Origin of the sequence: Chryseobacterium sp. SIMBA_029 (assembly GCF_046535275.1) — a bacterium.
GTDB lineage: Bacteria > Bacteroidota > Bacteroidia > Flavobacteriales > Weeksellaceae > Chryseobacterium.
Map to the genome: position 1 here is coordinate 386,476 of NZ_JAWRXA010000003.1, position 26,342 is coordinate 412,817.

Sequence of the window (26,342 nt, forward strand, 5' to 3'; positions counted from 1 at the left end):
CCATAAATCAGTCATCAACAATCAAATTGTGCAAAAGTTACTCACATTTGTTAGTAAGTAGGTGAAAAACCAGATTTTCAGTAAATTATATTGTTAATTAAATATGAATTAGATGAAAATTTAATGTTATCAAGTTTTTAGATGAAAGTTATCCCCGAAACTAACAACACTCAACAACATACAACAGTATTCTTTTTTTATAAAGAGAAAGATAATGTTGATTAGTGATTGTTGGGCTTGTGGGAAGTTTTTGAAAACTTTTATTTCTTTCAATCTGTTCCAAATTTTTAAAATCTTACATTTGTGAAACGAAAATTCTACGATATTTATGAAAACAATCAATGATTTCAATTTTAAAGATAAGAAGGCTCTTGTAAGAGTAGATTTCAATGTTCCGCAGGATGATCAGCTTAAAGTAACAGACAATACCAGAATTGCTGCCGTAAGACCTACAGTAGATAAAATTCTTGGCGATGGAGGCTCTGTGATTTTAATGACGCACCTGGGAAGACCAAAAGGGGAAGTAAAAGACGAATTTTCTCTTAAACATATCCTTGATGAAGTATCTAATGTTCTTGGCCAGCAGGTAAAATTTGTAGATGAGTCTATAGGAGACAAAGCTATTCAGGCTGCAGCTGATTTGAAACCCGGAGAAATTCTTTTATTAGAGAATCTGCGTTTTCATAATGAAGAAGAGAAAGGAGACAAAGGATTTGCTGAACAGCTTTCTCAATTGGGAGATGCTTATGTGAACGATGCTTTTGGAACTGCTCACAGAGCTCATGCTTCTACCGCTGTAATCGCCGACTTTTTTAGTTCAACTAAATTCTTCGGTCTATTAATGGCAAAAGAACTTGAAGCGATTGACAGAGTTTTGAAAAATGGTGAACGTCCGGTAACGGCAATTTTGGGTGGATCTAAAGTATCAACTAAGATAACCGTTATAGAGAATGTTCTTCCGGCTGTAGATAATTTGATTATCGGCGGAGGGATGGCTTTTACTTTTATCAAAGCATTGGGTGGAAAAGTTGGAAACTCTTTAGTAGAGGAAGACAAACTTCCATTGGCTCTTGAAATTTTAGGAAAAGCAAAAGAACATAAGGTAAAAGTTTATCTTCCTTCGGATACTTTGATTGCTGAAAGTTTCAGTAATGATGCCGAAAGAAAAGAAGCAGACATCTATGAAATTCCGGAAGGATGGATGGGACTGGATGCGGGACCAAAATCGAGAGATCAGTTTAATGATGTTCTTTTAAATTCAAGAACGATTTTATGGAACGGGCCAATTGGAGTTTTTGAAATGTCCAACTTTGCAGGAGGAACTATTGCTCTTGGAGAAAGTATTGCCGAAGCTACAAAATTGGGAGCTTTCTCTTTAGTAGGAGGAGGAGACAGTGTGGCTTTTGTTAAACAGTTCGGATATGCAGACAAAGTAAGTTATGTTTCTACAGGAGGTGGAGCGATGCTTGAAAGTCTGGAAGGATTGGAACTTCCCGGAGTTGCTGCCATCAACAAGTAAAATTTTACTAAAAATATTTTTGAAGTCTGCTGAAGTTAATTTCAGCAGATTTTTTTATGTCTGTAATTTTTAGCCTGAATTCTGAATAAAACTTTTTTATAATGAAGTTTGAAGAAGGAAGTTGTTAAAAATTGAAAACAGAACTTTAGGACAGGTTTATTAATTTTTATATTCTAATAAACTATGTCGAATCATAGCCTCCGGGAAATATATCCTTGTCAAGGAATATTTTTTTCTAAGAAATAATATTTGGAAAATTTTGCATAAAAATGGAGATTAAGTTTTTTCTGATAATTTCTATAGAAATCAAATTCGTTATTTTTACTCCAGTCTCATTTTTTCACATCATAGAAAAAAATCAATAGAGTAGGGGAGATGTATTTTATTTTATGAGAAAAGGTATAATAGGTTTTATTTGAGTGAATTATGATTTCACTTTTTCAGAAATGCCTTCTTTCCATTTTTAAAATTAATTTTTTACTTCTTAGAAAAAAGAAAAACTCTGAGATTTTCCAGAGTTTTTTAATTTTTAGAGCAAAATTGGTCAAAACCGACCTTCATAAATGGCTTAAAAACCGATTTTTTATCTTTTTTCGATAATGTATATCAAACTTGAAAATTCGTTGGAAAAAAGTGCTTTTATGTTAGAAATCGTTCCGTGAACAGTTGCTTTTAGCCAAAAAAGAGGTGATTTTTTGTATTTTTCGCTCAACATGGAGATATAATATGAGTCGAGGATCAAAGGTTTGATCTTTCTCATTTTCCAGTTGGGTTTTTTAGAAATGAGATTTTCCATTCCATTTTTTGAAAAATGATAGATGTGTCTTGGTACATCATAGGCTGCCCAATATTCTTTATAATGTTTTGCATCATACGAATTAGGGTTGGGAACTGCAATAATGAGTAATCCTTTTTCTTTTAATTTTTTATTAAAGATCTCAAGTATTTCATCCTGGTTTTCTATATGTTCGAAAACATGCCATAAGGTAATAGCGTCCAGGCTTCGATCTTTGATGTTTTGAATATTATCGATTATTTTTGCTTTTATAATCTTACTTGTTGCTGCTTTTCTTGCATCTGCGTCGGGTTCAAATCCGAAAGTATCGAAATCATTTTCAATATATTTCACAAATTCACCAGCTCCACAACCATAATCCAGAACTTTCGATCCTTTTTTTATTCTGTCAATAAGGATTGTTTTCTTATACTGAAGATTAAAAGACTGTAAGAATTTATATAGCTTTTCTTTTAAGCTTCCGGAATCCTGATGATGGGAAATGTAGTCTTCACTTTCATAATATTTGGAAATATTGGATGGAATAGGGGAGGTCTTGAAAACTCCTTTTGTATCCGTTTCTTTAATTTCAAATACTTCTTGTGTAAGAAAATGATCTTTTATTTTCATTTAATTGTCTTATTTTATAGTAAAAATTAAGATATTTATGAAAGCTTGTACAGACTCATAAATACCTTAATTTTCGATCTTATTTTATAAATGTTTCACGTGAAACATTTTGTTTTTAACGTCCTAAATAGACTAGTAAAACGTTCATGTCGGAAGGAGAAACCCCACTGATTCTTCCAGCCTGGGCAATCGTCTTAGGTCTTACTTTAGACATCTTCTGTTTTGCTTCTGTAGATAGACTGGATAGGTTGGTGTAATCAAAATCTTCTGGAATTTTAATATTTTCTAAACGGGTAAGCTTAGCAACATTCTCTTTTTCCTTCTCTATATATCCTTTATATTTAATATTGATCTGCGCCTGTTCTCTTACTTCGTCCTTAAATTGGGAAGTAAATTCTTTAATGCTTTCAACATCTTCCAGTTTTTCCAGTGTCATATTAGGTCTGGTTAAGATCTGAGCGGCTCTGTACGCCTGATCTACCGGATTACTGTCTATGCTTTCTAGAATAGGATTAATCATTCCAGGCTTTAAAGAAAATTCTCGAAGAAAGCTTTCAAGTTCCTGACTTTGAGTTACTTTAGCCTCTACATTTACTAATCTTTCTTCTTTGGCTAATCCTAATTTGTAAGCCTTCTCTGTTAATCGGATATCGGCGTTATCTTGTCTTAATAAGAGTCTGTATTCGGCACGTGAAGTAAACATTCTGTATGGTTCTTCAGTTCCTTTTGTAATAAGATCATCAATTAATACACCTATATATGCTTCATCTCTGTTGAGGATGAATTCTTCTTTCTCGTGTACTTTATTGTGGGCGTTAATCCCAGCCATTAGGCCTTGTCCCGCTGCCTCTTCATATCCTGTAGTTCCGTTAATCTGTCCCGCAAAATATAGGTTCTCGATTAATTTTGTTTCTAAGGTATGCTTGAGTTGGGTAGGGGGGAAGTAGTCATATTCAATAGCATAGCCGGGACGGAATACTTTCACGTTTTCAAATCCTGGGATATGCTTCATTGCTTTAAGCTGTACATCTTCCGGTAGAGAAGAACTGAAACCGTTTACATATATTTCTACTGTTCTCCATCCTTCAGGTTCTACGAAAAGCTGATGTCTTGTACGTTCTGCAAAACGGTTGATTTTGTCTTCAATACTAGGGCAGTATCTTGGTCCTAAGCTCTGAATAGTACCATTGAACATTGGGCTTCTGTCGAAACCTTCACGTAAAATATCATGTACTGTTTCATTGGTATATACAATGTGACAGCTTAATTGTTTGGTTAATTTAGGGGTATCTAAATAGCTGAATTTTTGAGGGTTTTCATCTCCTTTTTGTTCTTCCATTTTAGAATAATCTAAACTTCTTCCGTCTACTCTCGGTGGAGTACCGGTTTTCATTCTTCCTGCTTCGAAACCTAAAGAAACAAGTTGTTCTGTAATTCCGAATGCTCTTGGTTCTCCCATTCTTCCACCTCCTAATTGTTTGTCTCCAACGTGGATCAAACCGTTAAGAAATGTACCATTGGTTAGTACAATAGATTTTGCTTTTATTTCAATTCCGAGAGAAGTGATTACACCCACTGCTTTACCATTTTCTATAATAAGCTGTTTAACCATATCCTGAAAGAAATCAAGATTGGGTGTATTTTCTAACGCCATTCGCCATTCTTCTGCAAAAAGCATTCTGTCATTTTGTGTTCTTGGAGACCACATTGCAGGACCTTTTGAAAGGTTAAGCATTTTGAACTGAATGGCGGATTTGTCTGCAATGATTCCGGAGTAACCTCCCATTGCATCTATTTCTCTTACAATTTGTCCTTTTGCAATACCTCCCATCGCAGGGTTGCAACTCATCTGTCCGATGGTCTGCATATTCATTGTAACGAGTAGCGTTTTTGAGCCTAAGTTGGCAGCGGCAGCGGCGGCTTCACATCCGGCGTGACCAGCACCTACTACTATTACATCATATATTTCTGAAATCATTATTGCTTTATTTTAAGCCTTATTTTTTTAATCTTTTTCATAAATGTTTCACGTGAAACATTATTTGAATACAATGTAAATTTTACATTTAGTCTTGTATTGTTTCCTTTGTAATATCCTTTTATGTAATGCATATTACAGAGGAGCCGTTTCTATTAAAAGATTAAGGTATTTAGGCATTATAAACTGCGAAATTTCTTATTCTTTTAATTATCAAATTGATCTAAATAAAAATCTTCTTTTCTTCGCATCTCTTTTTCTTCTTCTTCGCTTTTATCCTTGTACCCTGAAAGATGAAGGATGCCATGTGCTAAAACTCTGCGCAGCTCTTCTTCATAATTTTTGGATAGGGTAGAAGCGTTGTCTGAAATGCGCTGCAAAGATACGAAAATCTCTCCGCTTATTGTTTTGCCTTTTACATAATCGAAAGTGATGATATCTGTATAATAATCATGCTGTAAATAGTCCTGATTGATCTTAAGCAAATATTCATCATCGCAGAAAATATAATTGATTTCTCCTAGTTTCTTTTCTTCTGAAAGAATAATATCTTCCAGCCATTTCTTGTAATCTGCCGATACAGATTCCGGTAGGTTTTCGTAAAAAAATTGTATCATTGTTTTAAAACCAGTGTCCTAAAATAACACTGAATATGCCTTTTTGATTGTTTTTAAGTGAGTGACTAAAGTTGATCTTGATCTGCCCGAAAGGAGATTTATAACCTGCCATAAGCCCGATAGAGCTATAATTTACTTTTGCTGCATCTTTAAAATTAATATCTTCTGAAAGATTGGCAAAGGTAAAGTTTCCGCTTATGAAATAGTTTTTATTGAATTTAAACTGAAGATCATTGGAAGCGAGTACCACATTGTTGGTGTTAAGCTGTGCGAAGTAAAAGCCTCCGAAACTTTTGAAGTTAATCATATTCTGCTCAAATATTCCTCCTAACCTGAACTGGTAAAATTCCGGAAGATATTCACCGATAGTAATTCCGCCATATAAATTAAGGCGGTACGAGAATTGTTTTGAAATAGGAACATTGATTCTGATGTCTGCTTTTACCTGAACAATTCTTTTATCCACCTCTGATTTCAACAGGTCGATTACTTTACCTTCCGCTGCAAGATAGATTCCTCTTGATGGGAAGTCTTTATCGTTCTGAGTATCGCTTTTTAAGAACACATAAGGGTTCAAAAAACGACTTGATCTCCTGTTGTCACCATTGATCTCAGCCTGGAAAACATCGTGGCTTATTCCGCCTCCCAGAGCGAATTTATCTTTCCATACAGATTGGATGTACATTTCATTTCTAAACCATTCCCATTTGTCAATACTGTTATTGTCTACATTCTTCAGATCGAAACTCATTCCTGAAGAATAGATACCAAATCCAGGAATATAACCATTATCGATAAAATAGTTTAGATAATATCTGGGTTTATCTCCAACGACTACATCTAAAGAGAGATTTGAATTTTTAAATAAAAGACGTTTTGCAGAATAATTCAGCAAAAGCCCGGTCTTGAATACTTCATCGTAATGCAACCCGAATTTTAAAAAGTGACGGGTGTCATCTTCGGTTACATATAGTTTGAGATAGTTCGCATTGTTTTCTGTGACGATATCGTAATTGATGAATCGGTAGTTATTGGTGGCAATAAGCTTGTCTATTTTTTTGTTGATACTTCCATAGGTCTGCATAGAGGGAAGACGAAGTCCCATTTTCCCTAGGACATAGTTTTTGCCGTATATTTTGCCTCCGTCTATGGAAACGCTGTCAATCTTATATACATTAGAATAGATTGGATTAACGCTTTGTCTGAGACGGTCAAAAGAACGTTTTGGAAGCTGATCGAGTACGGCAGTATATTTCTTGCCTTCCGCATAGCCGCTGTCCAGTATTTTTTTCTTTTCGTCGTAGCTGGTAGCAGTCATGCCTTTCAGATTAGGCTTAATATTGATATCCGTGTATTTGTATTGTTTTCTTGTATCTTTTTTAATGCCGAAATCAATCACCTGGTTCAGAATGGCGATGATATTATTTAGATCTTCTCTTTTGGAAAGATCCTGATTAAGATCTACTCCGATAACGATATCAATTCCTTTGTCCTTTAACGGTTTTGATGGATAGTTTACCGACATGGCTCCGTCTATATAAATGCTGTCGCCGATTTTTACGGGATCCATCAGAGAAGGAAATGCGGAACTCGCCATAATGGACTGTACAAGATCTCCTTTTTCAAAAATTTCCATATTGCCGCTCTCAAGATTGGTGGCAACGCACATGAAAGGAATCGGCAGTTTTGAAAAGTCATCGATACTAGATACATTCTTGAAAAGCTCTTTCAGTAAGTACACATTTTTTTGGCCGGTGCTTATTGAAGAGGGTAGAGTGATCTTTCCATTTTTAAGAGGAATAGACAAGAGATATTTATCGACAGACTTATTAAAAAAAGTACTTTCCTGCCTGGATTTGGGATCCATAATCAGAGAATAGAAATCGGTATCCATTACGATCTTTTCTATTTCCTTTCCTGAATATCCGGAAGCATATAATCCACCGACAATAGCCCCCATACTGGTTCCGGCAATATAATCTACCTTCACTCCCAATGAATCTAGTATTTTAAGTACCCCAACGTGAGAAAAACCTTTGGCTCCACCACCCGCAAGTGAAAGTCCTATTCTGGGATTTTTTGGGATGATTAAATCCTTTTTTACTTGTGACTGAATCAAAAGTAAGGGGAACATAAATAAAAGAATCAGGAGTTTTCTCATAAGTTAATCTTTTATATAAATCCTTTTCACCCTGGGGGAAATGGATGTTAGTACTTCGTAGGTAATCGTTTTGCAGTAGGATGCAAATTCTTTCAGACTTGGGTGAGCGTTAAATATAACTACGGTGTCACCTTCCTTTACATTGGCAATATGATCCACATTAATCATCATCATATCCATACATATGTTTCCGACAATAGGCGCAAGATTTTTATTCACGCCGAGGCTTCCTATCTGGTTTCCTATTAACCTTGGAATACCATCAGCATATCCAACAGGGATCGTTGCTATTTTTGTTGTATGATCTGCTTTAAATTTTCTGCTGTAGCCTACTGATTCTCCGTTTTCTACCGAAGAGATCTGTGAAATTACGGTTTTAAAGCTTACAACAGACCGAAGCTGCTTCTGTATTTCACTATTTGGTGATTCTCCAATCATTCCGATACCGATTCTCACCATATCATGCTGATGGTCTGTATAGCTTGTTATTCCTGAAGAATTTAAAATATGAAGAATAGGTCGGTATCCCAACTTGCCCACCAGATAATTGGAGTTTTTATCAAAAATAGTCAGTTGTTGCAGCGTAAAATCTTTCTCTTCCGGCATATCGGAAGATGATAAATGACTGAGGATGCTCTGAACCTTAAGATTTTTATGTTGAAGATTTTCGCTGAGCTCATCAAGTTCAGAGCCTTTAAACCCAAGACGGTGCATTCCGGTCTCAAGCTTAATATGGATAGGATATTTTTTATCATATCCTGATTTTTGTACTGCTTCATAAAAAAGTTCCAATACTCTGAAGCTGTAAAGTTCCGGCTCTAAATTATATTCAATAATAGTTTTATAGCTATGCTGCTCAGGGTTCATAACTACGATAGGAGTGGTAATTCCTTTTTTGCGAAGTTCTACCCCTTCATCGGCATAGGCAACTCCCAGATAATCAATATGATGATGCTGTAAAAATTCAGAAATTTCGTAACTGCCTAATCCATAAGCATTTGCTTTAACCATCGCCATCATTTTGGTAGTGGGTTTCAGCAAAGATTTATGGTAATTTATGTTGTGAAGAATGGCATTCAGGTTAATTTCCAGCACCGTGTCGTGCTTTCTGAGTTCAAGGATATCTTTCAGTTTTTCAATCTCAAATTTTCGCGCTCCTTTCAGAAGGATGATTTGATTGTTTATTTCTGTAAGACGTCTGCTTTCAATAAGTTCCTGAGTGTTAATGAAAGTAAAAGTTGTAGCTTTAAAAAGCTCTTCAAATTTGGTAATTTCGTCGCCTATCAGGAATACGGTATCAAATTTCTGTTCGTTAACCAATTCTGAAACTTCCTCATACAATTCCTGGGAATTAGAATTTACCCCTACAATGTCCGTTAATACTAAAGATTTTTGAGATTTATTGTATTCATTTAAAAACTGTAAGGCTGTTTTTAGAGAATCGAGATCCAGATTAAAAGAATCATTGATGATGATATTGCCTTTAATTCCTTCAATCGCTTCAAGACGCATTTCAACGGCCTTTAAAGCATTGATTTTTTCTATGATCTTTTCATTTTCGATACCTAGCTCCTTTAATACTGTAATCAGGGCTAAAGCATTCGTTAAAGTGGCTTCGTCCCTTTGGTGTACAGGAAAACTGATTTCTTCATTACCATATGTTACAACAATGTTTTCTTCTCTGGAAATATTATTTTTAATAAAGACCTGATTGCCATCTTTAAAACCATAGGAAATTAATTTTTTACTTGAATATAATTCCTTTATTTTTTGATCAACCAAAGGATGATCTCCATTGTATATGATGACTTTTGAATCTTTAAAAAGTCTAATTTTTTCATCTATTAATTCTTCCTCAGATTGAAAGTTGGCAGCATGTGCCGTTCCGATATGGGTAAGAAGTCCGATTTCAGGATGGAATATATTTTCCAGCTTTTCCATTTCATGGGGATTGGAAATTCCCACTTCGAAAATTCCCAGCTTATGACTGTCATTAATCTGAAGCAGTGATAGGGGAAGACCGATCTGCGAGTTGAAACTTTTAGGGCTTTTTACTGTTGGAAATTCATTCCACAGGCATTGATACAACCATTCTTTCAAAATCGTTTTTCCGTTGCTTCCGGTAATTCCTATAGATTGTAAATGAGAATGTTCAAAATGATATTTGGCTAATTTTTGAAGGAACTCAATAGAATTTTCTACAATAATCCAGGTGATATTTTCAAATTGCGGATGCTGATGCTCGGATATAATCACATTGATGCCTCTGTCAATAGCAGATTCAATAAACTTCTCTCCTGAGTTTTTAGGAGTATTGATGGCAATAAATGCAGTATTTTTTGTAGAATAAATGATCCTGCTGTCAAAAGCTATATTTTTGATCACTATATCTTTGTTTCCAATAACCTGTGCATTGGTAATTCCTGCAATTTCCTGTACTGTATAATTCATAATTCCTTTTCAGCCTTACTTATTCTCTAAAATGTAAAGGATAAAGTCGCAAATAGTAAAATTCATTTACAGTATGGAAAAAATAAAAGATTAACCTTTTTGCGAAATTGATTTTAGAAGATCAGCTTATTTAAAATATTAGCTTTATTGTTTATTTTGGTTGATCATCAGGACATAAACAGGATAAATTAATTGGTATGAGTTATTTTAAGTTATTTTACGTCCTGGTGATTGATTTTAATCTTAGTCTAAGGTATGATTTTATTTTCTCTTTTTAGAAAGTACTTCATCAATAAACACGCGGCGGCTTACTGCTTCATAGCTTTCCGTTTCACCTAATTCAACAAGATCATTTCCTGCGGAAGTTCTCAAAGAATAGTTGGCAAGATTACCCGTTCTTTTGCAGATCGCATGCACTTTCGTTACATATTCTGCAGTAGCCATCAAATTGGGCATAGGACCAAACGGCCTTCCTAAAAAGTCCATATCCAACCCTGCAATTACGACTCTTACTCCGCTATTTGCCAGCTGATTGGCAATATCCACGATGCTTTCATCGAAAAACTGCGCTTCGTCAATTCCCACTACATCACAGTTGGAAGCCAGCAAAAGAATTTCGTTGGGATTGTCTACTGCTGTACTGCGTATCTTATTCTGATTATGCGAAACTACATCTCCATCGGAATACCGTGTATCCAATCTGGGTTTAAAAATTTCTACATTCTGTCCTGCCATTTCTGCTCTGCGTAATCTTCGGATCAACTCTTCGGTTTTTCCAGAAAACATAGAGCCACAAATAACTTCCATCCAACCACTTTGTTTGGAATGATTAATTGTATTTTCTAAAAACATTTGTTAAATTAGCCGTATATTTTTAACATCAAAAGTAAGCAATTTTAACAAGATTATTATATGCAGAACATCCAAGATTTAAAGGAAAAGATTTTTTTCGAATCCAAAAATATCATTGATATTCTGGATAAAATAAATAATGTTGACGAATTACTTTCCAAGCAGGATCTCGTGGATGAGCTTGCTAACAGGATTTCTTTCTTAAGATTATTAGAAAAAAATATTGAATATTTCATACAGGATCCACAGGGAAAAACCTCAGAAAACCAGGTTTATGTTTCTTCCAACAGTGGAAATGAAGCCAATGAGTCCAGCCATGAGGTAACAGAAGAGGAAGCCATTTTCAATAATGAATTCAATGAAATTGATGAAAATTCGGAGGGAATTCAGGAAGAATTTAGTAGTACAATGGAAGAAGAGGTGGTTTTTAATAACCAGCTGAATGAAATTGTAGAAAATGAATTTCACGAAAATATCGTGAGCTTCGCGGAAGAAATAGAACAACCTGGAACCGTACAGGAGAAATCAGCGTATGATCAAACGACAGAGGAAGCTGTTTTCAACAACCAGATCAATCAAATGGCTGATGATGAAGCTTCAGAGGATCAAATCCCTGTTTTAAGCTTTGTAGATGAAGAAAGAATTCTGGCGAATGCTGAACCTGAAAGTGAGGACGATTTTAATGAAGGAATTTTCAGGCATACTTTATCTGAAGAGGAAGTAATCTTTAACAATCAGTTGAATGAAATTGATGAGTTTGAAAATGAAATTTCTGATGATCAGGGAAATAATCTAAAGGATTTTGAAGAAGAAGAAACCATTCAGAAAAGCTTTGAACCCGAAGCTAAAGAGCATGATGAAAAAATAGCAGTTCACCAAAAATCAGAGCCATCAGAAAGAATACCAAGTATTTTTGATACGGATTCTTTTGAAGAAGATGAGATTTTGGTTGAAGAAAATGAAGAGCAGTTCATTACTCCAAACATGACGATCGAGCAGGGGGAAATGGCTACTGATACTTCCAATGTTGAACATATTCTTGCAGAGATTAAGCACGATTCTTCTCCGCAGGAAAAAGAGGAAGAAGTACCATTAGCTGAACCTACTGACCGAAGAAAAATAGTTGAAATCGACAAACCTCATTCCGAAAATGAAAACGAGAGGCATGCTTCTGATGAAAGCTTTGAAAACCTGGACGAATATCATATGGAAAGAAAGATAAAACTGGCAAATATTAAAGGTCTTAAGGCGGTTCAAACTCTTTTTGATGATGATCCTTTAGACAGGGGAACTCCACAGGAAAGGGCAAAGCCTGCTTCGAAAGAAGATGCAGGAGGTATTCTGAAAACAAATATTCCTACAGGTTTTATGGAAGCTGAAAAGCAAAAACCTGAATTTAAACTGGATTTAAATGACAGAATTGCTTTTACAAAAATGCTTTTTAACGGAAGCCAGACAGACCTTAACGATACTATAGACTATTTAAATCAATTCAAAACGCTGAAAGACGCGAAAGAATATCTTAGTGACCTTTATTACGACAGAAAATGGAATAAAGTGGATGAATATGCCCAGAGGCTCTGGGTATTGGTAGAAAATAAATTTTTATAATTTTGAGCGGAATACTTTATTTTGTCCCTACACCGGTAGGGAACTTGCAGGATATGACTTTCAGAGCGGTAAACGTACTGAAGGAAGTTGATTATATTTTATGTGAAGACACGAGAACCTCCGGAATCCTTTTGAAGCATTACGAGATCTCTAAACCTTTAAAATCTTACCACCTGCATAATGAGCACCAGACTACGGAAAAGGTGATTACTGACCTTAAAAGCGGGCAGAATGTTGCTATTATTACAGACGCGGGAACTCCGGGAATTTCAGATCCCGGCTATCTGCTTTCGAAAGCAGGTTCGGATAATGATATTGAAATGATCTGCCTGCCGGGTGCTACAGCTTTTGTGCCTGCTCTGGTGGTGTCAGGATTGCCGAACAATGAATTCTTATTTGCCGGTTTTTTACCTCAGAAAAAAGGGAGACAGACGAAACTTAAGCAGCTTGCAGAAGAAAAGAAAACTATTGTTCTGTATGAAAGTCCTCATAAAATCAATACGACGCTGGAACAGATTAAAGAATTTTTCGGCGAACACACGAAAGCGAGCTTAAGCCGTGAAATATCAAAAAAATTCGAAGAAACTAAACGCGGAACAATCATTGAATTAATTGAATTTTCTAAAAGTAAAACTTTAAAAGGAGAGATTGTTCTTATTGTAAACAATTCTATTTAAGACTGAGTTGAAAACATGGCCAACTAATACACAAAGATCCTTTTATCAAAGAAGATAGGGAAGGATGTAAGGTTATATTCAGATGGGTACGGAATGATTATTAGATAGAAAAGGATCTCTTAAAATAGAAGAAGAAAAGAAATTTGAGTATATTTATTTCACTAAATTTAGAAATAAGGGTGCTTCCCAGTAGCAGATATGATAAAAAACAGACAAAAAAATTAAGTAATTTGATGATTTAAAATACTTTGAATAACAAATTATAATATCTTTGCGGACTGTTTAATTTTGATACAATTGAACACGTTATATGAGCCAACTTTTAAAGGGCTAGTTAGTTATAAGAAAATAATTGTCAAGAAATATGAAACTATTAGAAGGAAAAGTAGCACTAATTACCGGAGCTACAAGAGGTATCGGAAAAGCGATTGCTGAAGTTTTTGTGCAGCATGGTGCAAAAGTAGCATTTACCTATGCCGGATCTGTAGACAAAGCTAAAGAATTAGAAGCAGCTTTAAGTTCTGTAACTCAAATTAAAGGTTACCAATCTGACGCATCAGACTATGATGCAGCTCAAAAATTAGTGGATGATGTAATGACTGAGTTTGGGCAAATCGATATTTTAGTTAATAATGCAGGAATTACAAGAGATAATCTGCTATTGAGAATGTCAAAAGAAGATTGGGATGCTGTAATGAGTATTAACTTAGATTCAGTATTTAATCTTACAAAAGCAGTTATTAAGCCGATGATGAAGGCAAAATCCGGTTCTATTATCAATATGACTTCTGTAGTTGGGATAAGTGGAAATGCAGGACAGGCCAATTATGCAGCTTCTAAAGCAGGGGTTATCGGTTTCTCAAAATCTGTTGCACTTGAATTAGGTTCAAGAAATATCCGATGCAACGCAATTGCTCCGGGATTTATTGAAACAGAAATGACTTCTGTGTTAGAAGAAAAAAGAATTCAGGAATGGAGAGACAGTATTCCAATGAAGAGATTAGGAAATACACTAGATGTTGCGAATGCCTGCGTCTTTTTAGGAAGCGATATGGCGGCTTACATTTCAGGTCAGACCTTGAATGTTGACGGCGCAATGCTTACATAAAATACAATACAATATATAAAGAAAGCCATATCACTGATATGGCTTTCTTTTTTAGTCTTTAAAAATCTGGTTTTCCTGCTCCTGCACCCGTATGAAAGTAGTTCTCTTAGACAACTCTTTCAGTTTGGAAGCCCCAACATATGTACAGGTTGAGCGCACTCCCCCTAAAATATCTTTTACGGTTTCAGAAACAGGACCTTTATAGGCTGCTTTTACGGTTTTACCTTCAGATGAACGGTATTCGGCCACACCTCCGGAATGTTTATCCATCGCTGTTTTTGAGCTCATTCCATAGAAAAGGCGAAATTTTTTGCCATTTTCTTCAATCATTTCACCGCCGCTTTCATCATGGCCGGCAAACATACCGCCAAGCATGACAAAATCTGCTCCACCACCGAAAGCTTTTGCCACATCACCAGGAACCTTGCATCCACCATCTGCAATAATATGGCCTCCTAAACCATGTGCAGCGTCAGAACATTCTATAATAGCTGAAAGCTGCGGATAGCCCACACCCGTTTTTATACGCGTTGTACAAACAGATCCGGGTCCAATTCCCACTTTAATAATATCAGCGCCTACTAGAAGAAGTTCTTCTACCATTTCTCCGGTAACAACATTTCCTGCCATGATAATTTTATCTGGAAAATTGCCTCTTGCCTTCTTCACAAAGTCCACAAAATGCTCAGAATATCCGTTGGCTACATCAATACACAGAAACTCAATTTTTGGGTGCTTTTCGAGGATCTGTCTGATCTTTTCTTCATCAGCTTTTCCTGTTCCGGTACTCAAAGCAATATATTGATGAATGCTTTCAGGCTGGCTGTCTAAAAATGCAGTCCATTCTTCAACAGAATAATGTTTATGAACGGCAGTAATAATTTTTTCTTTTGCCAGTTCTACCGCCATTTCAAAAGTCCCTACCGTATCCATGTTGGCTGCAATAATCGGAATACCCTGCCATTTCTTTTTCGTATGCTTAAAGGTAAATTCTCTTTCAAGACTAACCTCCGAGCGGGATTTTAAAGTGGAACGTTTAGGGCGGAACATTACATCCTTAAATCCTAACTTTATATCATATTCTATTCTCATAATTTGGAAAAATTAACTCATAATAAATGTAGGAAAAAGATTTAATGAAAACCCGGAAATACGGGATTTTATGTTTTTTTTATATAAAAAGATGAATGTTTAAGGTTCTTTAATTCAATTGATTTTCAGTAGGTAACCTTATTTTTGTATTGCATTTAATAAAAAACCGTTAAGACCTAGGAAATACCTAATCTTAACGGTTTATATCTTAACTAGGATAGGGAATTACCCCTTAATACCCCACAAATTTATTTTTCCTCTGTGATGGAAACCCAGTTTCTCATACAGTTTTTTGGCACCTTCATTACTTTCAGCAACATGGAGAAAAGGCGTTTTGCCATCTTCAAAAATTTTACCAGCAACGAACGCTACCAGCTGTTTGGCATACCCTTTACCTAAATAATCTGTATCGGTGATTACGGCACTTACTTCCGTCATATCATTCATCTGCATTCTTTCGCCAGTAACAGCTACAAGCTTATCATCCTTGAAAATTCCAAAATAACGTCCTAATTCCGGCGTTCTGTTTTTAAAGTAATGAGGATAAAACTTTCTCACAAAAGCCAATAGCTCCTCCTGGTTTTCCTCCTGTAAAAGGATGATTTTTTCAGTAAAGTCAATTTCAGTATTGTTTTCCAACACGTATTGATCACAGACAAGCCTGGATATATCTTTGGTAAAGTTCCCGGTATCAGGTTGAGCCCCGAAAATCAGAAAATCATCACAGATCTTTTGATAGTCGGTGAGTTCACTTTCCGTTGCTTGCTGTAAAGAACCTCCAAAAGCAGCTACTTCAGGGGTATAGAATTTAGTATCACCAAAGGATAAACAAAACTTCTGATGATATTCATTAAGTGAATGATAAACAGGATTATCTAATTTCTCGTACATTAATTAAAATTCATTACTTCTTCCAGCGTTTTCATATACTCATACGCAGTCATATCAAACTTTACAGGCACAATTGAAATATATCCATTGGCTAATGCCGTTTCATCAGCATCTTCAGACTCATCCATATTGTTGAAATATCCTGTCAGCCAGTAATATTTTTTCCCGTGAGGATTGATTCTTTCATCAAAGCTTTCTTCCCATTTTGCCTGGGCCTGCTTGCATACTTTTATTCCTTTAATTTCTCCGGCGGAAAGCTTCGGAATATTTACATTTAATACAATTCCTTTCGGCATTGGATTTTCTAATGTTCTTCGGACAATACTCTGAATAAATTCTTTAGCCTGTGTGAAGTCTGCTTCCCAGCTGAAATCAAGCAGGGAGAATCCAATGGCTGGGATACCTTCAACACCTGCTTCTACTGCTGCGGACATGGTCCCGGAGTAGATCACATTGATAGAAGAGTTGGCTCCGTGATTGATTCCTGAAACAACGATATCCGGTCTTCTTGTTAAAATTTTATCAAGAGCCATCTTTACACAATCTACAGGAGTTCCACTGCATGAAAAATCGGTTTGAGGCCCTTCTAAGCTTACTTCTTCAAAACTTAAGGTAGAATTAATGGTAATGGCATGTCCTTTTCCACTTTGAGGAGAATCGGGTGCTACAACAACCACTTCTCCAATCTCGTTCATAAAACTGATAAGGTTTCTGATTCCTGGTGCTGTAATTCCATCATCATTAGTAACCAGAATAAGAGGTCTTTCCATAAAATATTTTAATTTTTACAAATATACAATGTGAATTGTTCATATTTTAATTTTATCTTTTTTTAATACCTTTTTACAATAAATTAAGATTTAAGTACTGTTCATTTTATAGAAAAATTACATCGAAATATTGAAAAATTCAAGCTTTATAAAAACATTTTTTATAAAGCTTGAATTTTTCAAAGAGCGGAAAATCCTATCTGTCTTATAAAACTATTATTTTATGATACCAGATAAAAAGCAATCTACAAAATATAATCTTTCTTTTTAACACGACGAGTTCTGTCGTTTTCTCAATGGATATTTGCCTAAGAGAAAAAAAACAAAATGAAACATGATATTAAGAGGCAGGGTGGATATCCATTAGTAGGACACCACCTTAAAAAATAAAGCTAAATCTTCGAAAGTATTCTACTAAAAAGAAACTTTCAACAATTTAAACAAACTGCTGAAGGTGAAAAGTGATAAGCAAGCCTAAAGCATACAATAAAACACATTTACGAAAATGAAATCAAAAGACGAATTAAAACAATTATTTGAAAACGGAGACAAGCCTATACAAGAACACTTTTGGGATTGGCAGGACTCCTATTGGCATAAAGAAGAAAAATTACCTTTAGAACAGATCAATTATGATTTTTCACAAAAGGCAGATTTGGTAGGTGGAAAAATTCCTGCATCTCAACTTCCGAGTTATGTTGATGATATATTAGAATTTGCAAATTTTGCGACTTTTCCAATTATAGGTGAGCAAGGAAAACTATATATAGCATTAGATAAGAATAAATTATATAGATGGAGTGGTTCAATTTACGTAGATATTTCTCAATCATCTAACTTGCAAAACGTTATGAATACTGGAAGTCATGCTGTTTTACAAGATTCTAATTATTTATCTCAAACAGATTTTGAATCTTCCGGTATTCAATTTTTTGCCAACAGAACTAATGGAGTTAATGAATGGGGACAAGTGACAGCCTCTGCAGGTAACGTTGTCTTAATGACAGGAGACAATAATTCAGGAAGTGGCTCTGGGTATGGAGTATATGCAACAAATACCGATGGTTTACTAATATTTCCTAAGGAATTAAAAGCAGACTCATCATTTACAAAAATATTAGTATCTAAACCTGATGGAACCATTGGATTAACAGATATTTCAAATACATTAGATAGTTTACAAACTGTTGTGGATAAAGGAAATACATCTAATAAAGATATTGAAATTTCATCTTCAACAAAAGGTCTTATTTTACGTTCACCAAATGGAAGCAGATATAAAATATCAGTAAACAATTCAGGAGAGTTAGCAACAACTTTAATCCCTTAATTTGGAATGCTATCTTCGGTAGTTCAAGAATTAAAAAAAGACCATTATTTCAGGACTAGGTATTATTCATAAAGATGAACAACTATTATATTGTATTTCTTTTAACAAAAATATGTAAAACTATCTGATAATTGTAAATAAGGTATTAAATTTGATAGTTTGTAACAGCGAATTAAATGTTGCTACTAATATCAGTACATACTTTAAAAAAAATAATAAATTCAGACAGTTTATGTGGAAAAATTTTAAACTAAATAAATTTTTACTCCTAATTCCATTAACAAGTCTAATGTTTTGCTTCAACTCACCTAAAAATGATGATGAAAAAATGCAGACAATAATGGTGAGCGTTAAAAATACACTTTCTTATTTGCATTATAGTCCCAAAGCTATTAATGATGCCTATTCAAAGGATGTTTATAAGCATTATTTTGAATTAATCGATTCAGGAAAAAGATATTTCCTGCAGTCGGATATGGATGAATTCAGCAAGCATGAAACCAAGCTTGACGATTATATCAGCCAGGGAGATTTGATTTTCTATAAACTTACCATCGACAGATTGTATCAAAGGGTAGATGAGATTGATAAAATTACTCAGGATATTTTCAGCAAGCCGATTAACCTTGAAGAAGACGAATCCCTGACCCTTGAACCGAAACTTAAAAAAGTGCCGGCTAATAAGCAGGAGCAGTATAATGAATGGAAAAAATTCATTAAATACAATATTCTTCAGGAAATAGAATCGATGAACAGCAAAGAAGAAGCTCAAAAAGAGAAAAAAGATTCTGTTCAAAAGTATAACCTGAAAGATACGATCAAATTCCAGCCGCTTTCCCCTGATCAAAAAAGAATCAAAGCGACGGACGAAGTGAAAGATCTTGTAAAAGAAACATTTACCAGATTCAAGAAGAGAAAGAAAATGGATTGGTTTACCGTGTACATGAATGCGTATACTGAGGTATTCGATCCGCATACCAACTATTATTCTCCAAAAGATAAAGAAGATTTCGATACTCAGTTTAAAGGTAAAGTAATCGGTATTGGAGCACTTATTCAGGAGAAAAAAGGTAACCTGTATCTGGGCGCTTTAACGATTGGTGCACCGGCATGGAAATCTAAACAGCTTTCAGAAGGAGATAAAATTCTGAAAGTAAGATCGAATCCGAAAAGTGATGCTGTAAATGTAGTAGGAATGCTTTCTGATGAAGCAGTACGATTAATCAGAGGAGAAAAAGGAACACCGGTAACATTAACGGTTCAGAAGAAAGATGGTACAACGAAAGACGTAACGATGATCCGTGAAGAGGTAGCCATCGAAGATACTTTCGCAAGAAGTATTGTGGTAAATTCTCCAAACGGGAAAAAATATGGTTTCATCAACCTTCCAAGCTTTAATGCTGATTTTGAAGATGCTAAAGGAAGAAATGCTTCTGATGATATTAAAAATGAAATCATTAAACTGAAATCTCAGAACATCGAAGGAATCGTATTAGACTTGAGAAACAATGGTGGTGGTTCTTTAACGGAAGTTGGAGATATCATGGGTCTTTTCATGGAAGCAGGACCTTATGTTCAGGTAAAAGACGGAAACGGTAAGATTCAAACCTTAAAAAATAAGAATGAAACTCCAATCTGGACAGGACCTTTGGTGATCATGCAGAATGAACTTTCAGCATCCGCTTCAGAGATTTTGGCAGGAGTAATGCAGGATTACGGAAGAGCAATGATTATCGGTTCTCCGCAGTCATTTGGAAAAGGTACCGTTCAGACATTTGTTGATTTAAACAGATTCTTAAATACAGAAGATGATTTCGGATCTTTAAAACTGACCATTCAGAAGTTTTACAGAATCACAGGAGAATCTACTCAGAGAAAAGGAATTGTTTCTGATATTCAGATGAAAGACTTCTTTACTTATGCTGAAGTAGGAGAGCGCTATGATGATTATGCATTGGCATGGGATAAAATTCCAGGGACAAGCTTTAAAAAATTAAACTACTTCAATGCAGTAGCCCTTGAGAAATCAAGTGCAGAAAGAATGGCTAAGAACAACAATTATCAGTTGCTATTAGAATCTGCCCAATGGAGAGAAAAACTGGATAAAGAAGAAACGATCACGCTTAATATCAATAAATTTAATGAATTGATGAAGCAGAGAAAAGCTCAGATTGAAAAATTCAAGGCATTAACCAAATTTGAAAACGGCCTTAAATTTACTATGTATCCGGGAGAAATGGAAAGAGAGAAAAAAGATGAAGCCTTCAAGAAAAAATCTGATATGTGGATCAAGAACCTTAAAAAGGATCCATACCTTCAGGAAGCAATGAATATCGTTGCAGACATGGGGACAAAATCATAAACATAAAAAAACCGCTGATGAAAATCAGCGGTTTTTTATTGCAAATACTCAATTATTTAATCTCTACACATCCTACTCTTCCGCCTGCATTCCCTGTAGGCTGAGTATGAAAGTCATCCGCTGCTGCATGTACAATAAGACCTTTTCCGATAATATTCTTCGACTCATCTGTACATCCAAGACACCATTTGTCAGTCTTGAAAGTCAGCGTAGCATTACCGCTCTGGTCTGCTACCAGATTACCGATATCTCCCATGTGGAAATGTTCAGCACCCCATTTACCATGGTCGTCCTTTGCAGGGTTCCAGTGTCCTCCTGTTGAAGTTCCGTCTGCAGCAGAGCAGTCACCTTTTTCATGAATATGTACCGCATGGATTCCTGGAGTAAGGTTTGTTACATCAAGCTTCATAACTACCTCACTTCCTGCTTGGGTAAACTTAGCAGTTCCTCCTGTCTGTGTTCCGCTTTTAGCGTTTACAGGATAGGTTTTCATTGTTCCGCAAGAAACAGCAAATAATGCGCATCCTGCCAATAATGCTAATTTTTGTACTTTCATTGTATATGATTTTACGTGATTTTATAATCATATAAATGTAGAGATTATTTTTAAAAGACTTTATGATTGCAGTTCTTTTTCAAAAAGCAGCAATAAAAGACAACTCCGGTTGAGCCGATCTTAATATCTTTACCGATAAACCCTTCGAATTGGAAGAATATACAAAAAGGATTGTAAAAACCATCCAATATATTGATGATCACCTTGATGCCGATCTTTCTTTAGAGAGAATTGCAGAAATCGGGGCTTATTCGCCATTTCATTTTCACAGAATATTTAAGCTTATAACAGGAGAGACGCTCCAAATCTATATTGTAAGAAAGAAAATAGAAAAAAGTGCTTTTTATCTGGCTGTCCGGAAGGAGGTTGAAATAAAAGAAATCTATCTTGATCTGGGATTTTCAAGTCATTCGGTTTTTTGTAAAACATTTAAAAAATATTATGGAATATCACCCTCTGCATTCCGGAAATCAGCACCGGAAACCTTTCATAAAGTTGTGCAGAAAGAAAGCAAGAACGGACAAATAGCAGCGGTTTTCGCACCCTACATTTGTAGAATAGAAAACCTGTTAAATTGGTCAACAATGAATTTAAAAATTGAAATAAAAGAATTGCCGGAAATGAATCTGGCCTCTGTAATGAGCCTTGGAATTGCGAATGTAGAGCCTTCGTATACCACCCTCATTGATTGGGCTAAAAAGAAAAATCTCTTTCCCGCAGAACACGTTAAAATGATTTCCGTATACCATGACAGCTTCAAGGTCACTCCTGCGGAAAAAGTTAGAATTCATGCCTGCATGCTTTTGAATGAAAAGATGAGCAAGCCGGAAGGGGAAATTTTCCCCGAAAGCATTGCTGCCGGAAAATTCATTATTGGAAGCGGGGAGATGACATTAAGCGACTTTGAACAATGCTGGGTATCCCTTTTCTTGTGGATGAATGAAAATAAATATTCCATGAGAAAAGCATTCCCTTTTGAGATCTATCATTCTAATTTTAAAGAACACCCTGAAGGTAAGATGCTGGTCGACTTCTGTATTCCGATCTGATAATCTGAATCAATGTCTTTCTGTGGAATTATGAAGGAAGACATTTTTAATAGTATTTTTGAAAGGATAAATAATAGTGAATGATCATCTTATATGCTTTTATACACGAAGAGAAACATCAGGATCTCCTGGATACATACTTGCCTATTTTTTCCGGAAAATTCAGGGAAGATATCCTTAAATACCGGAGATGGCAGGATGCACAGCTGTCTTTACTGGGAAAGGTTCTTTTAGAACATGGACTAAGAGTATATTACAATCTACAAGATGTTGAAATAGATGTATTAGCGAATAAGAAACCCATTTTGAAGAGGCATGATATACATTTTAATATCTCTCATTCCAAAGATCTAGTGGTTTGCGCTATTGCTGAAGCTCCGATAGGTATCGATGTTGAATTTTTAGATCCACAGATTAATTATCTGGATTTTAAACCTCAGATGACGCCTGATGAATTTCATAAAATACACCATTCCGACTCCAAAATCAAAAGCTTTTTTACCTATTGGACAAATAAAGAAGCCGTATTGAAAGCCCATGGAGAGGGTATGATGATTCCTTTAGAATCTTTTGAAATTACAGAAAATGAATGCAGCATTGGAAATGAAAAATTCTACATAAAAGAGCTCTTCATTGATGAAAAATATCAAAGTTGTATCGCATCCACAGATATTAATACTGGAGAAGAAAATAATATTTATGTACATGTGGAGTTGGAAGAACTCTTGTAAAACGAATAAAAAAGCAACTTTTTAAAACAGAAATCTAAGCCGGTTACAAGATATTGCCATTCAAACAAGCCCTGATTTTTTATGATTATTCCATAATATGCTGTTCAGTAACGAAAGAATACCTTTCAGTAAGTTTTTTTTCCGACGAAGGCATTTCCGCACGTATTTTTGAATCGAAAATTAATAACAATGAAAACACAAGGACATCGATTATTACTTCTGATTACTTTTTTATCCTTCTTTTTGGGATATGCTCAGGTGAAGGTTTCCGGAAAAGTAGCATTCAGAAATAAAGGAGTAGCTGAAGTAAATGTCACTTTAAAAGACACCTATGATGGTGCCACCACGGATGCACAGGGAAATTTCACTTTTGAAACTTCAGAAAAAGGAAATCATATCCTGACTTTTACCCATCCTAAATATGAAACGGTTGAAAAACCAGTACTTGTTGAAAGTCAGGATCTTTCAGTAAGTGTAGATCTTAAAGAGCAGATCAGTGAAATTGATGCCGTTGTAGTTTCTGCAGGTTCCATTGAAGCAAGTGATAAAAAAAGAGCCACAGCATTACTTACTCCCATTGATATTTATACAACGGCAGGGGCAGACGGACAGATTTCTTCAGCATTAAATTATCTTCCGGGCGTTCAGAAAGTGGGGGAATCAGAAGGACTTTTCATCAGAGGAGGTACCGGAACAGAAGCTAAAATTTTCATGGATGGCAGTTTGATCAATAATTATTTTTCCAATTCCGTGCCGGGAATCGCAGGAAGGGATCGTTTTAATACTTCGCTTTTTAAAGGAAATATCTTTTCAAGCGGTGGATATTCTGCACTGTATGGACAGGCACTTTCAGGGGCCTTGATGCTGGAAAGTGTAGATCTTCCGGATCAGAGTTCTTATGATTTTGGAATTTCTCCAATATTTTTAAGTGCCGGATTTCAGAAATTAGGTGACAATAAGAATTACTCTTACGGAGCCACTTTAGGGTATTCTATTCTGAGCCTGATGCAGAAGGTGATTAATTTTAACACCGATTTTATTGATGCTCCACAAGGGCTTAACGGCGATTTTAATGTCAGAATTAAAACAAAATCCGGAGGGTTTTTCAAATACTACGGAATGTACGACAGCAATAAAATGGGAGTAAAATCAGAAAGCCTGGAGCCAGGCTATGATTTTAACATGATCAGACTAAAAGGAAAAAATACCTATCATAATCTTTCTTTCAGACAGAAATTCGGGAAATATCTGTTCAATGCAGGAGCTTCCTATTCATACAATCAGTCGGACCTTAATTTTTCAACACAGACAAGTGATGTAGAATCGGACAGGACAAAGCTTTTAACAGATGGCAATTATATCAACTTCAAAGCTGTTTTAGAAAGGAAAATCAATAAAATAAGTGCCTTAAGAGGAGGTTTTGAATTCAATAATACCGATGAAAAACTCAATTTTGAAGCAGTAAACAAAGATTACAAAGATTTGATTTCTTCTGTATTTGCAGAAACAGATTTAGGATTCAGCAATGCGCTATCCGCAAAAATAGGAGTGAGAGCAGAACATTCTTCTTTTCTGGACAAAAACAATATCGCACCCCGTTTGGCACTGGCGTATCGTTTAGCAACAAACTGGACAACATCTCTAGCCTACGGATTGTTCTTCCAGAATCCTGAAAGTAAATATATCAACGGACCTGCGGATTTAGATTTTCAAAAATCTCAACATTATATTTTACAGATTCAAAGAGCTTCGGAAGGAAGAAGCCTTCGGTTGGAAGCCTTTTATAAAAAATACGATCAATTAGTCAAAACGATCAATATCACACCGGATGTCAGTCAGAATCAACAGATTCAAAGTGCCTTCAATAATGATGGTTATGGTTACGCAAAAGGACTGGAGTTATTCTGGAGAGATAAAAAGACCTTTGATAATATAGATTACTGGATCAGTTATTCATTTCTGGATTCAAAAAGGGATTTCATGAATTATCCCGTGAGCCTAAAGCCCAATTTCGCATCTGCCCACACGCTTTCTGCAGTAGCTAAAAGATTTATCCCGGAATGGAAGCTAGGCGTCAATCTTTCCTACACCTATTCAAAAGGAAGACCGTATTATGATATCCTGACTCAGAATACGACCAATATCATCCGACATGAAGGCTCCCTGAAAGACTATAATGCCCTGAATATAAGTTTTAATTACCTGCCCAATCTTGGAAAAAAAGATTCAAAATCCTTTACCGTATTCGTGTTAAGCATTTCCAATGTGCTGGGAGCAAAAAATGTATATGGGTATAATTTTTCTATGGACGGCGCAAGAAGTTCGGCAGTCGTGCCTCCGGTAAATACTTTTGTCTTTGTAGGGGCTTTTATCAGCTTTGGAGTTGACAGAACACAGGATGCCATCAACAATAATTTATAAAATATAAGCATCCAAAACAGGAATGCAAACCACGGAATACATATCTTAGAACAAAAATAAAAACCTCAAAAAAATTAGAAAAATGAAAAAATACTTATTAAGCTTTGCTTTAGCTTTCGTAAGCTTAACAGCTTTTGCTCAGGCAGATTATGACAAAATCATGTCTGACAAAATCGCAAAAATAGAAACCTGCAAAACTCCTGAAGATTTTCAGACGTTAGCCAACGATTTTCAAAGGATTGGAAGTAAAGAAAGCAGTAAATGGCTGCCCGCATATTATGCCGCATTCTCTACCATACAAAAGGGAAGGGTAATGATGAGAAACGGAAATACCCAGGCATTGGATGGTGTTGCTGACGAAGCAGAAAAATACCTTGCTACTGCTCAGAATCTTGCAGGAGCTGATAATGCCGAAATTCGTCTTCTGAAAAAAATGGCCTTCTCACTGAGAATGATGGTGAATCCGCAACAGCGTTATATGACAGATGGAGCCAGAGCAACCGAAGAAATGAATACAGCAGAAAAATTGGAACCGGATAATCCGAGAATTGCACTAATCAAGGCCGAAGACGTTTACTTTACTCCTGAACAGTTCGGGGGAAGCAAAACCAAAGGTCTGGAAATGTTTAAAGATGCTTTGACAAAATTCAATGCATATAAGCCCAAAACTGCACTAGATCCTAACTGGGGTAAGGCAGAAGCTGAATATTTCATCAGCCAGCCGGTAAAATAATAAAACAATTAAACCTTCCGAATCAGGA

The 26,342-nt window shown here is 35.6% G+C and carries 20 protein-coding genes; 10 read left to right on the top strand and 10 right to left on the bottom strand.

The features are described 5' to 3' along the window. Positions 1–328: 328 nt before the first annotated feature. Positions 329–1,519, top strand: a complete 1,191-nt coding sequence (locus SB679_RS07310) for a phosphoglycerate kinase (RefSeq protein WP_410701607.1) — start codon at positions 329–331, stop codon at positions 1,517–1,519. Positions 1,520–2,102: 583 nt separating this feature from the next. Here SB679_RS07310 and SB679_RS07315 read toward each other — a convergent pair. The 6 genes from SB679_RS07315 to SB679_RS07340 all read right to left on the bottom strand — a co-directional run bounded on the left by SB679_RS07315 (position 2,103) and on the right by SB679_RS07340 (position 10,983). Continuing rightward, entirely contained in the window at positions 2,103–2,924 is an 822-nt protein-coding gene (locus tag SB679_RS07315) for a class I SAM-dependent methyltransferase (protein WP_410701608.1), read from the bottom strand. A 115-nt stretch (positions 2,925–3,039) separates the two neighbouring features. Continuing rightward, positions 3,040–4,902 carry a tRNA uridine-5-carboxymethylaminomethyl(34) synthesis enzyme MnmG gene (gene mnmG / locus SB679_RS07320; protein WP_410701609.1) on the bottom strand — a complete coding sequence of 621 codons (1,863 nt, stop codon included), beginning with the start codon at positions 4,900–4,902 and terminating at the stop codon, positions 3,040–3,042. A 206-nt stretch (positions 4,903–5,108) separates the two neighbouring features. Continuing rightward, positions 5,109–5,519: an rRNA maturation RNase YbeY gene (gene ybeY, locus SB679_RS07325; protein ID WP_410701610.1), complete on the bottom strand. Its 411-nt coding sequence runs from the start codon at positions 5,517–5,519 to the stop codon at positions 5,109–5,111. A 4-nt stretch (positions 5,520–5,523) separates the two neighbouring features. Then, positions 5,524–7,680, bottom strand: a complete 2,157-nt coding sequence (locus SB679_RS07330) for a patatin-like phospholipase family protein (RefSeq protein ID WP_410701611.1) — start codon at positions 7,678–7,680, stop codon at positions 5,524–5,526. Between the two features lie 3 nt (positions 7,681–7,683). Continuing rightward, on the bottom strand, positions 7,684–10,131 hold the full coding sequence (locus tag SB679_RS07335; RefSeq protein ID WP_410701612.1) for a bifunctional UDP-N-acetylmuramoyl-tripeptide:D-alanyl-D-alanine ligase/alanine racemase: 2,448 nt from the start codon (positions 10,129–10,131) through the stop codon (positions 7,684–7,686). A 261-nt stretch (positions 10,132–10,392) separates the two neighbouring features. After that, on the bottom strand, positions 10,393–10,983 hold the full coding sequence (locus SB679_RS07340; RefSeq protein WP_317740379.1) for a thymidine kinase: 591 nt from the start codon (positions 10,981–10,983) through the stop codon (positions 10,393–10,395). 60 nt (positions 10,984–11,043) lie between these two features. Between SB679_RS07340 and SB679_RS07345 the strand changes: the two genes are divergently transcribed. From SB679_RS07345 to fabG, 3 genes are all read left to right on the top strand, one after another. Then, positions 11,044–12,594, top strand: a complete 1,551-nt coding sequence (locus tag SB679_RS07345) for a hypothetical protein (protein WP_410701613.1) — start codon at positions 11,044–11,046, stop codon at positions 12,592–12,594. 2 nt (positions 12,595–12,596) lie between these two features. Continuing rightward, positions 12,597–13,271: a 16S rRNA (cytidine(1402)-2'-O)-methyltransferase gene (gene rsmI / locus SB679_RS07350; RefSeq protein WP_410701614.1), complete on the top strand. Its 675-nt coding sequence runs from the start codon at positions 12,597–12,599 to the stop codon at positions 13,269–13,271. A 364-nt stretch (positions 13,272–13,635) separates the two neighbouring features. Beyond that, positions 13,636–14,379, top strand: coding sequence for a 3-oxoacyl-[acyl-carrier-protein] reductase (gene fabG / locus SB679_RS07355; RefSeq protein WP_410701615.1), 744 nt, complete (start codon positions 13,636–13,638; stop codon positions 14,377–14,379). Positions 14,380–14,430: 51 nt separating this feature from the next. On the opposite strand, the gene SB679_RS07360 is transcribed toward fabG, so the two are convergent. The 3 genes from SB679_RS07360 to surE all read right to left on the bottom strand — a co-directional run bounded on the left by SB679_RS07360 (position 14,431) and on the right by surE (position 17,132). Then, positions 14,431–15,471 (bottom strand): GMP reductase, encoded by a 1,041-nt coding sequence (locus SB679_RS07360; protein WP_410701616.1) that lies wholly within the window; start codon positions 15,469–15,471, stop codon positions 14,431–14,433. Positions 15,472–15,696: 225 nt separating this feature from the next. Beyond that, complete coding sequence (locus SB679_RS07365; protein WP_410701617.1) at positions 15,697–16,362, bottom strand: GNAT family N-acetyltransferase; 666 nt, start codon at positions 16,360–16,362, stop codon at positions 15,697–15,699. Continuing rightward, positions 16,362–17,132, bottom strand: coding sequence for a 5'/3'-nucleotidase SurE (gene surE, locus SB679_RS07370; RefSeq protein WP_410701618.1), 771 nt, complete (start codon positions 17,130–17,132; stop codon positions 16,362–16,364). Before surE ends, SB679_RS07365 begins: the two co-directional genes overlap by 1 nt. 505 nt (positions 17,133–17,637) lie before the next feature. Here surE and SB679_RS07375 point away from each other — a divergent pair. After that, positions 17,638–18,462, top strand: coding sequence for a hypothetical protein (locus SB679_RS07375; RefSeq protein WP_410701619.1), 825 nt, complete (start codon positions 17,638–17,640; stop codon positions 18,460–18,462). Positions 18,463–18,694: 232 nt separating this feature from the next. Continuing rightward, positions 18,695–20,824 carry a carboxy terminal-processing peptidase gene (locus tag SB679_RS07380; protein WP_410701620.1) on the top strand — a complete coding sequence of 710 codons (2,130 nt, stop codon included), beginning with the start codon at positions 18,695–18,697 and terminating at the stop codon, positions 20,822–20,824. Positions 20,825–20,876: 52 nt separating this feature from the next. Here SB679_RS07380 and SB679_RS07385 read toward each other — a convergent pair whose 3' ends face one another. Next, positions 20,877–21,380: a superoxide dismutase family protein gene (locus SB679_RS07385; protein ID WP_410701621.1), complete on the bottom strand. Its 504-nt coding sequence runs from the start codon at positions 21,378–21,380 to the stop codon at positions 20,877–20,879. Positions 21,381–21,529: 149 nt separating this feature from the next. Here SB679_RS07385 and SB679_RS07390 point away from each other — a divergent pair, with 149 nt between their 5' ends. The 4 genes from SB679_RS07390 (at position 21,530) to SB679_RS07405 (ending at position 26,314) form a co-directional block, all read left to right on the top strand. Beyond that, positions 21,530–22,429, top strand: coding sequence for a GyrI-like domain-containing protein (locus SB679_RS07390; protein WP_410701622.1), 900 nt, complete (start codon positions 21,530–21,532; stop codon positions 22,427–22,429). An 80-nt stretch (positions 22,430–22,509) separates the two neighbouring features. Beyond that, on the top strand, positions 22,510–23,160 hold the full coding sequence (locus SB679_RS07395; protein ID WP_410701623.1) for a 4'-phosphopantetheinyl transferase family protein: 651 nt from the start codon (positions 22,510–22,512) through the stop codon (positions 23,158–23,160). A 189-nt stretch (positions 23,161–23,349) separates the two neighbouring features. After that, the gene (locus tag SB679_RS07400) at positions 23,350–25,581 is read left to right on the top strand and encodes a TonB-dependent receptor (protein ID WP_410701624.1); all 2,232 of its coding nucleotides are present in this window, start codon (positions 23,350–23,352) and stop codon (positions 25,579–25,581) included. 82 nt (positions 25,582–25,663) lie between these two features. Continuing rightward, complete coding sequence (locus SB679_RS07405) at positions 25,664–26,314, top strand: hypothetical protein (RefSeq protein ID WP_410701625.1); 651 nt, start codon at positions 25,664–25,666, stop codon at positions 26,312–26,314. The last annotated feature ends 28 nt before the right edge of the window (positions 26,315–26,342 follow it).

What these genes read in the sequence shown, in the direction of transcription:
- ybeY (WP_410701610.1), bottom strand. Translation starts at nt 5,519, where the DNA reads ATGATACAATTTTTTTACGAAAACCTACCGGAATCTGTATCGGCAGAT.
- SB679_RS07405 (WP_410701625.1), top strand. Translation starts at nt 25,664, where the DNA reads ATGAAAAAATACTTATTAAGCTTTGCTTTAGCTTTCGTAAGCTTAACA.
- SB679_RS07375 (WP_410701619.1), top strand. Translation starts at nt 17,638, where the DNA reads ATGAAATCAAAAGACGAATTAAAACAATTATTTGAAAACGGAGACAAG.
- fabG (WP_410701615.1), top strand. Translation starts at nt 13,636, where the DNA reads ATGAAACTATTAGAAGGAAAAGTAGCACTAATTACCGGAGCTACAAGA.
- SB679_RS07315 (WP_410701608.1), bottom strand. Translation starts at nt 2,924, where the DNA reads ATGAAAATAAAAGATCATTTTCTTACACAAGAAGTATTTGAAATTAAA.
- SB679_RS07360 (WP_410701616.1), bottom strand. Translation starts at nt 15,471, where the DNA reads ATGAGAATAGAATATGATATAAAGTTAGGATTTAAGGATGTAATGTTC.
- SB679_RS07365 (WP_410701617.1), bottom strand. Translation starts at nt 16,362, where the DNA reads ATGTACGAGAAATTAGATAATCCTGTTTATCATTCACTTAATGAATAT.
- SB679_RS07310 (WP_410701607.1), top strand. Translation starts at nt 329, where the DNA reads ATGAAAACAATCAATGATTTCAATTTTAAAGATAAGAAGGCTCTTGTA.
- SB679_RS07395 (WP_410701623.1), top strand. Translation starts at nt 22,510, where the DNA reads ATGATCATCTTATATGCTTTTATACACGAAGAGAAACATCAGGATCTC.
- SB679_RS07335 (WP_410701612.1), bottom strand. Translation starts at nt 10,131, where the DNA reads ATGAATTATACAGTACAGGAAATTGCAGGAATTACCAATGCACAGGTT.
- SB679_RS07345 (WP_410701613.1), top strand. Translation starts at nt 11,044, where the DNA reads ATGCAGAACATCCAAGATTTAAAGGAAAAGATTTTTTTCGAATCCAAA.
- surE (WP_410701618.1), bottom strand. Translation starts at nt 17,132, where the DNA reads ATGGAAAGACCTCTTATTCTGGTTACTAATGATGATGGAATTACAGCA.
- SB679_RS07385 (WP_410701621.1), bottom strand. Translation starts at nt 21,380, where the DNA reads ATGAAAGTACAAAAATTAGCATTATTGGCAGGATGCGCATTATTTGCT.
- SB679_RS07340 (WP_317740379.1), bottom strand. Translation starts at nt 10,983, where the DNA reads ATGTTTTTAGAAAATACAATTAATCATTCCAAACAAAGTGGTTGGATG.
- SB679_RS07400 (WP_410701624.1), top strand. Translation starts at nt 23,350, where the DNA reads ATGAAAACACAAGGACATCGATTATTACTTCTGATTACTTTTTTATCC.
- SB679_RS07380 (WP_410701620.1), top strand. Translation starts at nt 18,695, where the DNA reads ATGTGGAAAAATTTTAAACTAAATAAATTTTTACTCCTAATTCCATTA.
- mnmG (WP_410701609.1), bottom strand. Translation starts at nt 4,902, where the DNA reads ATGATTTCAGAAATATATGATGTAATAGTAGTAGGTGCTGGTCACGCC.
- SB679_RS07330 (WP_410701611.1), bottom strand. Translation starts at nt 7,680, where the DNA reads ATGAGAAAACTCCTGATTCTTTTATTTATGTTCCCCTTACTTTTGATT.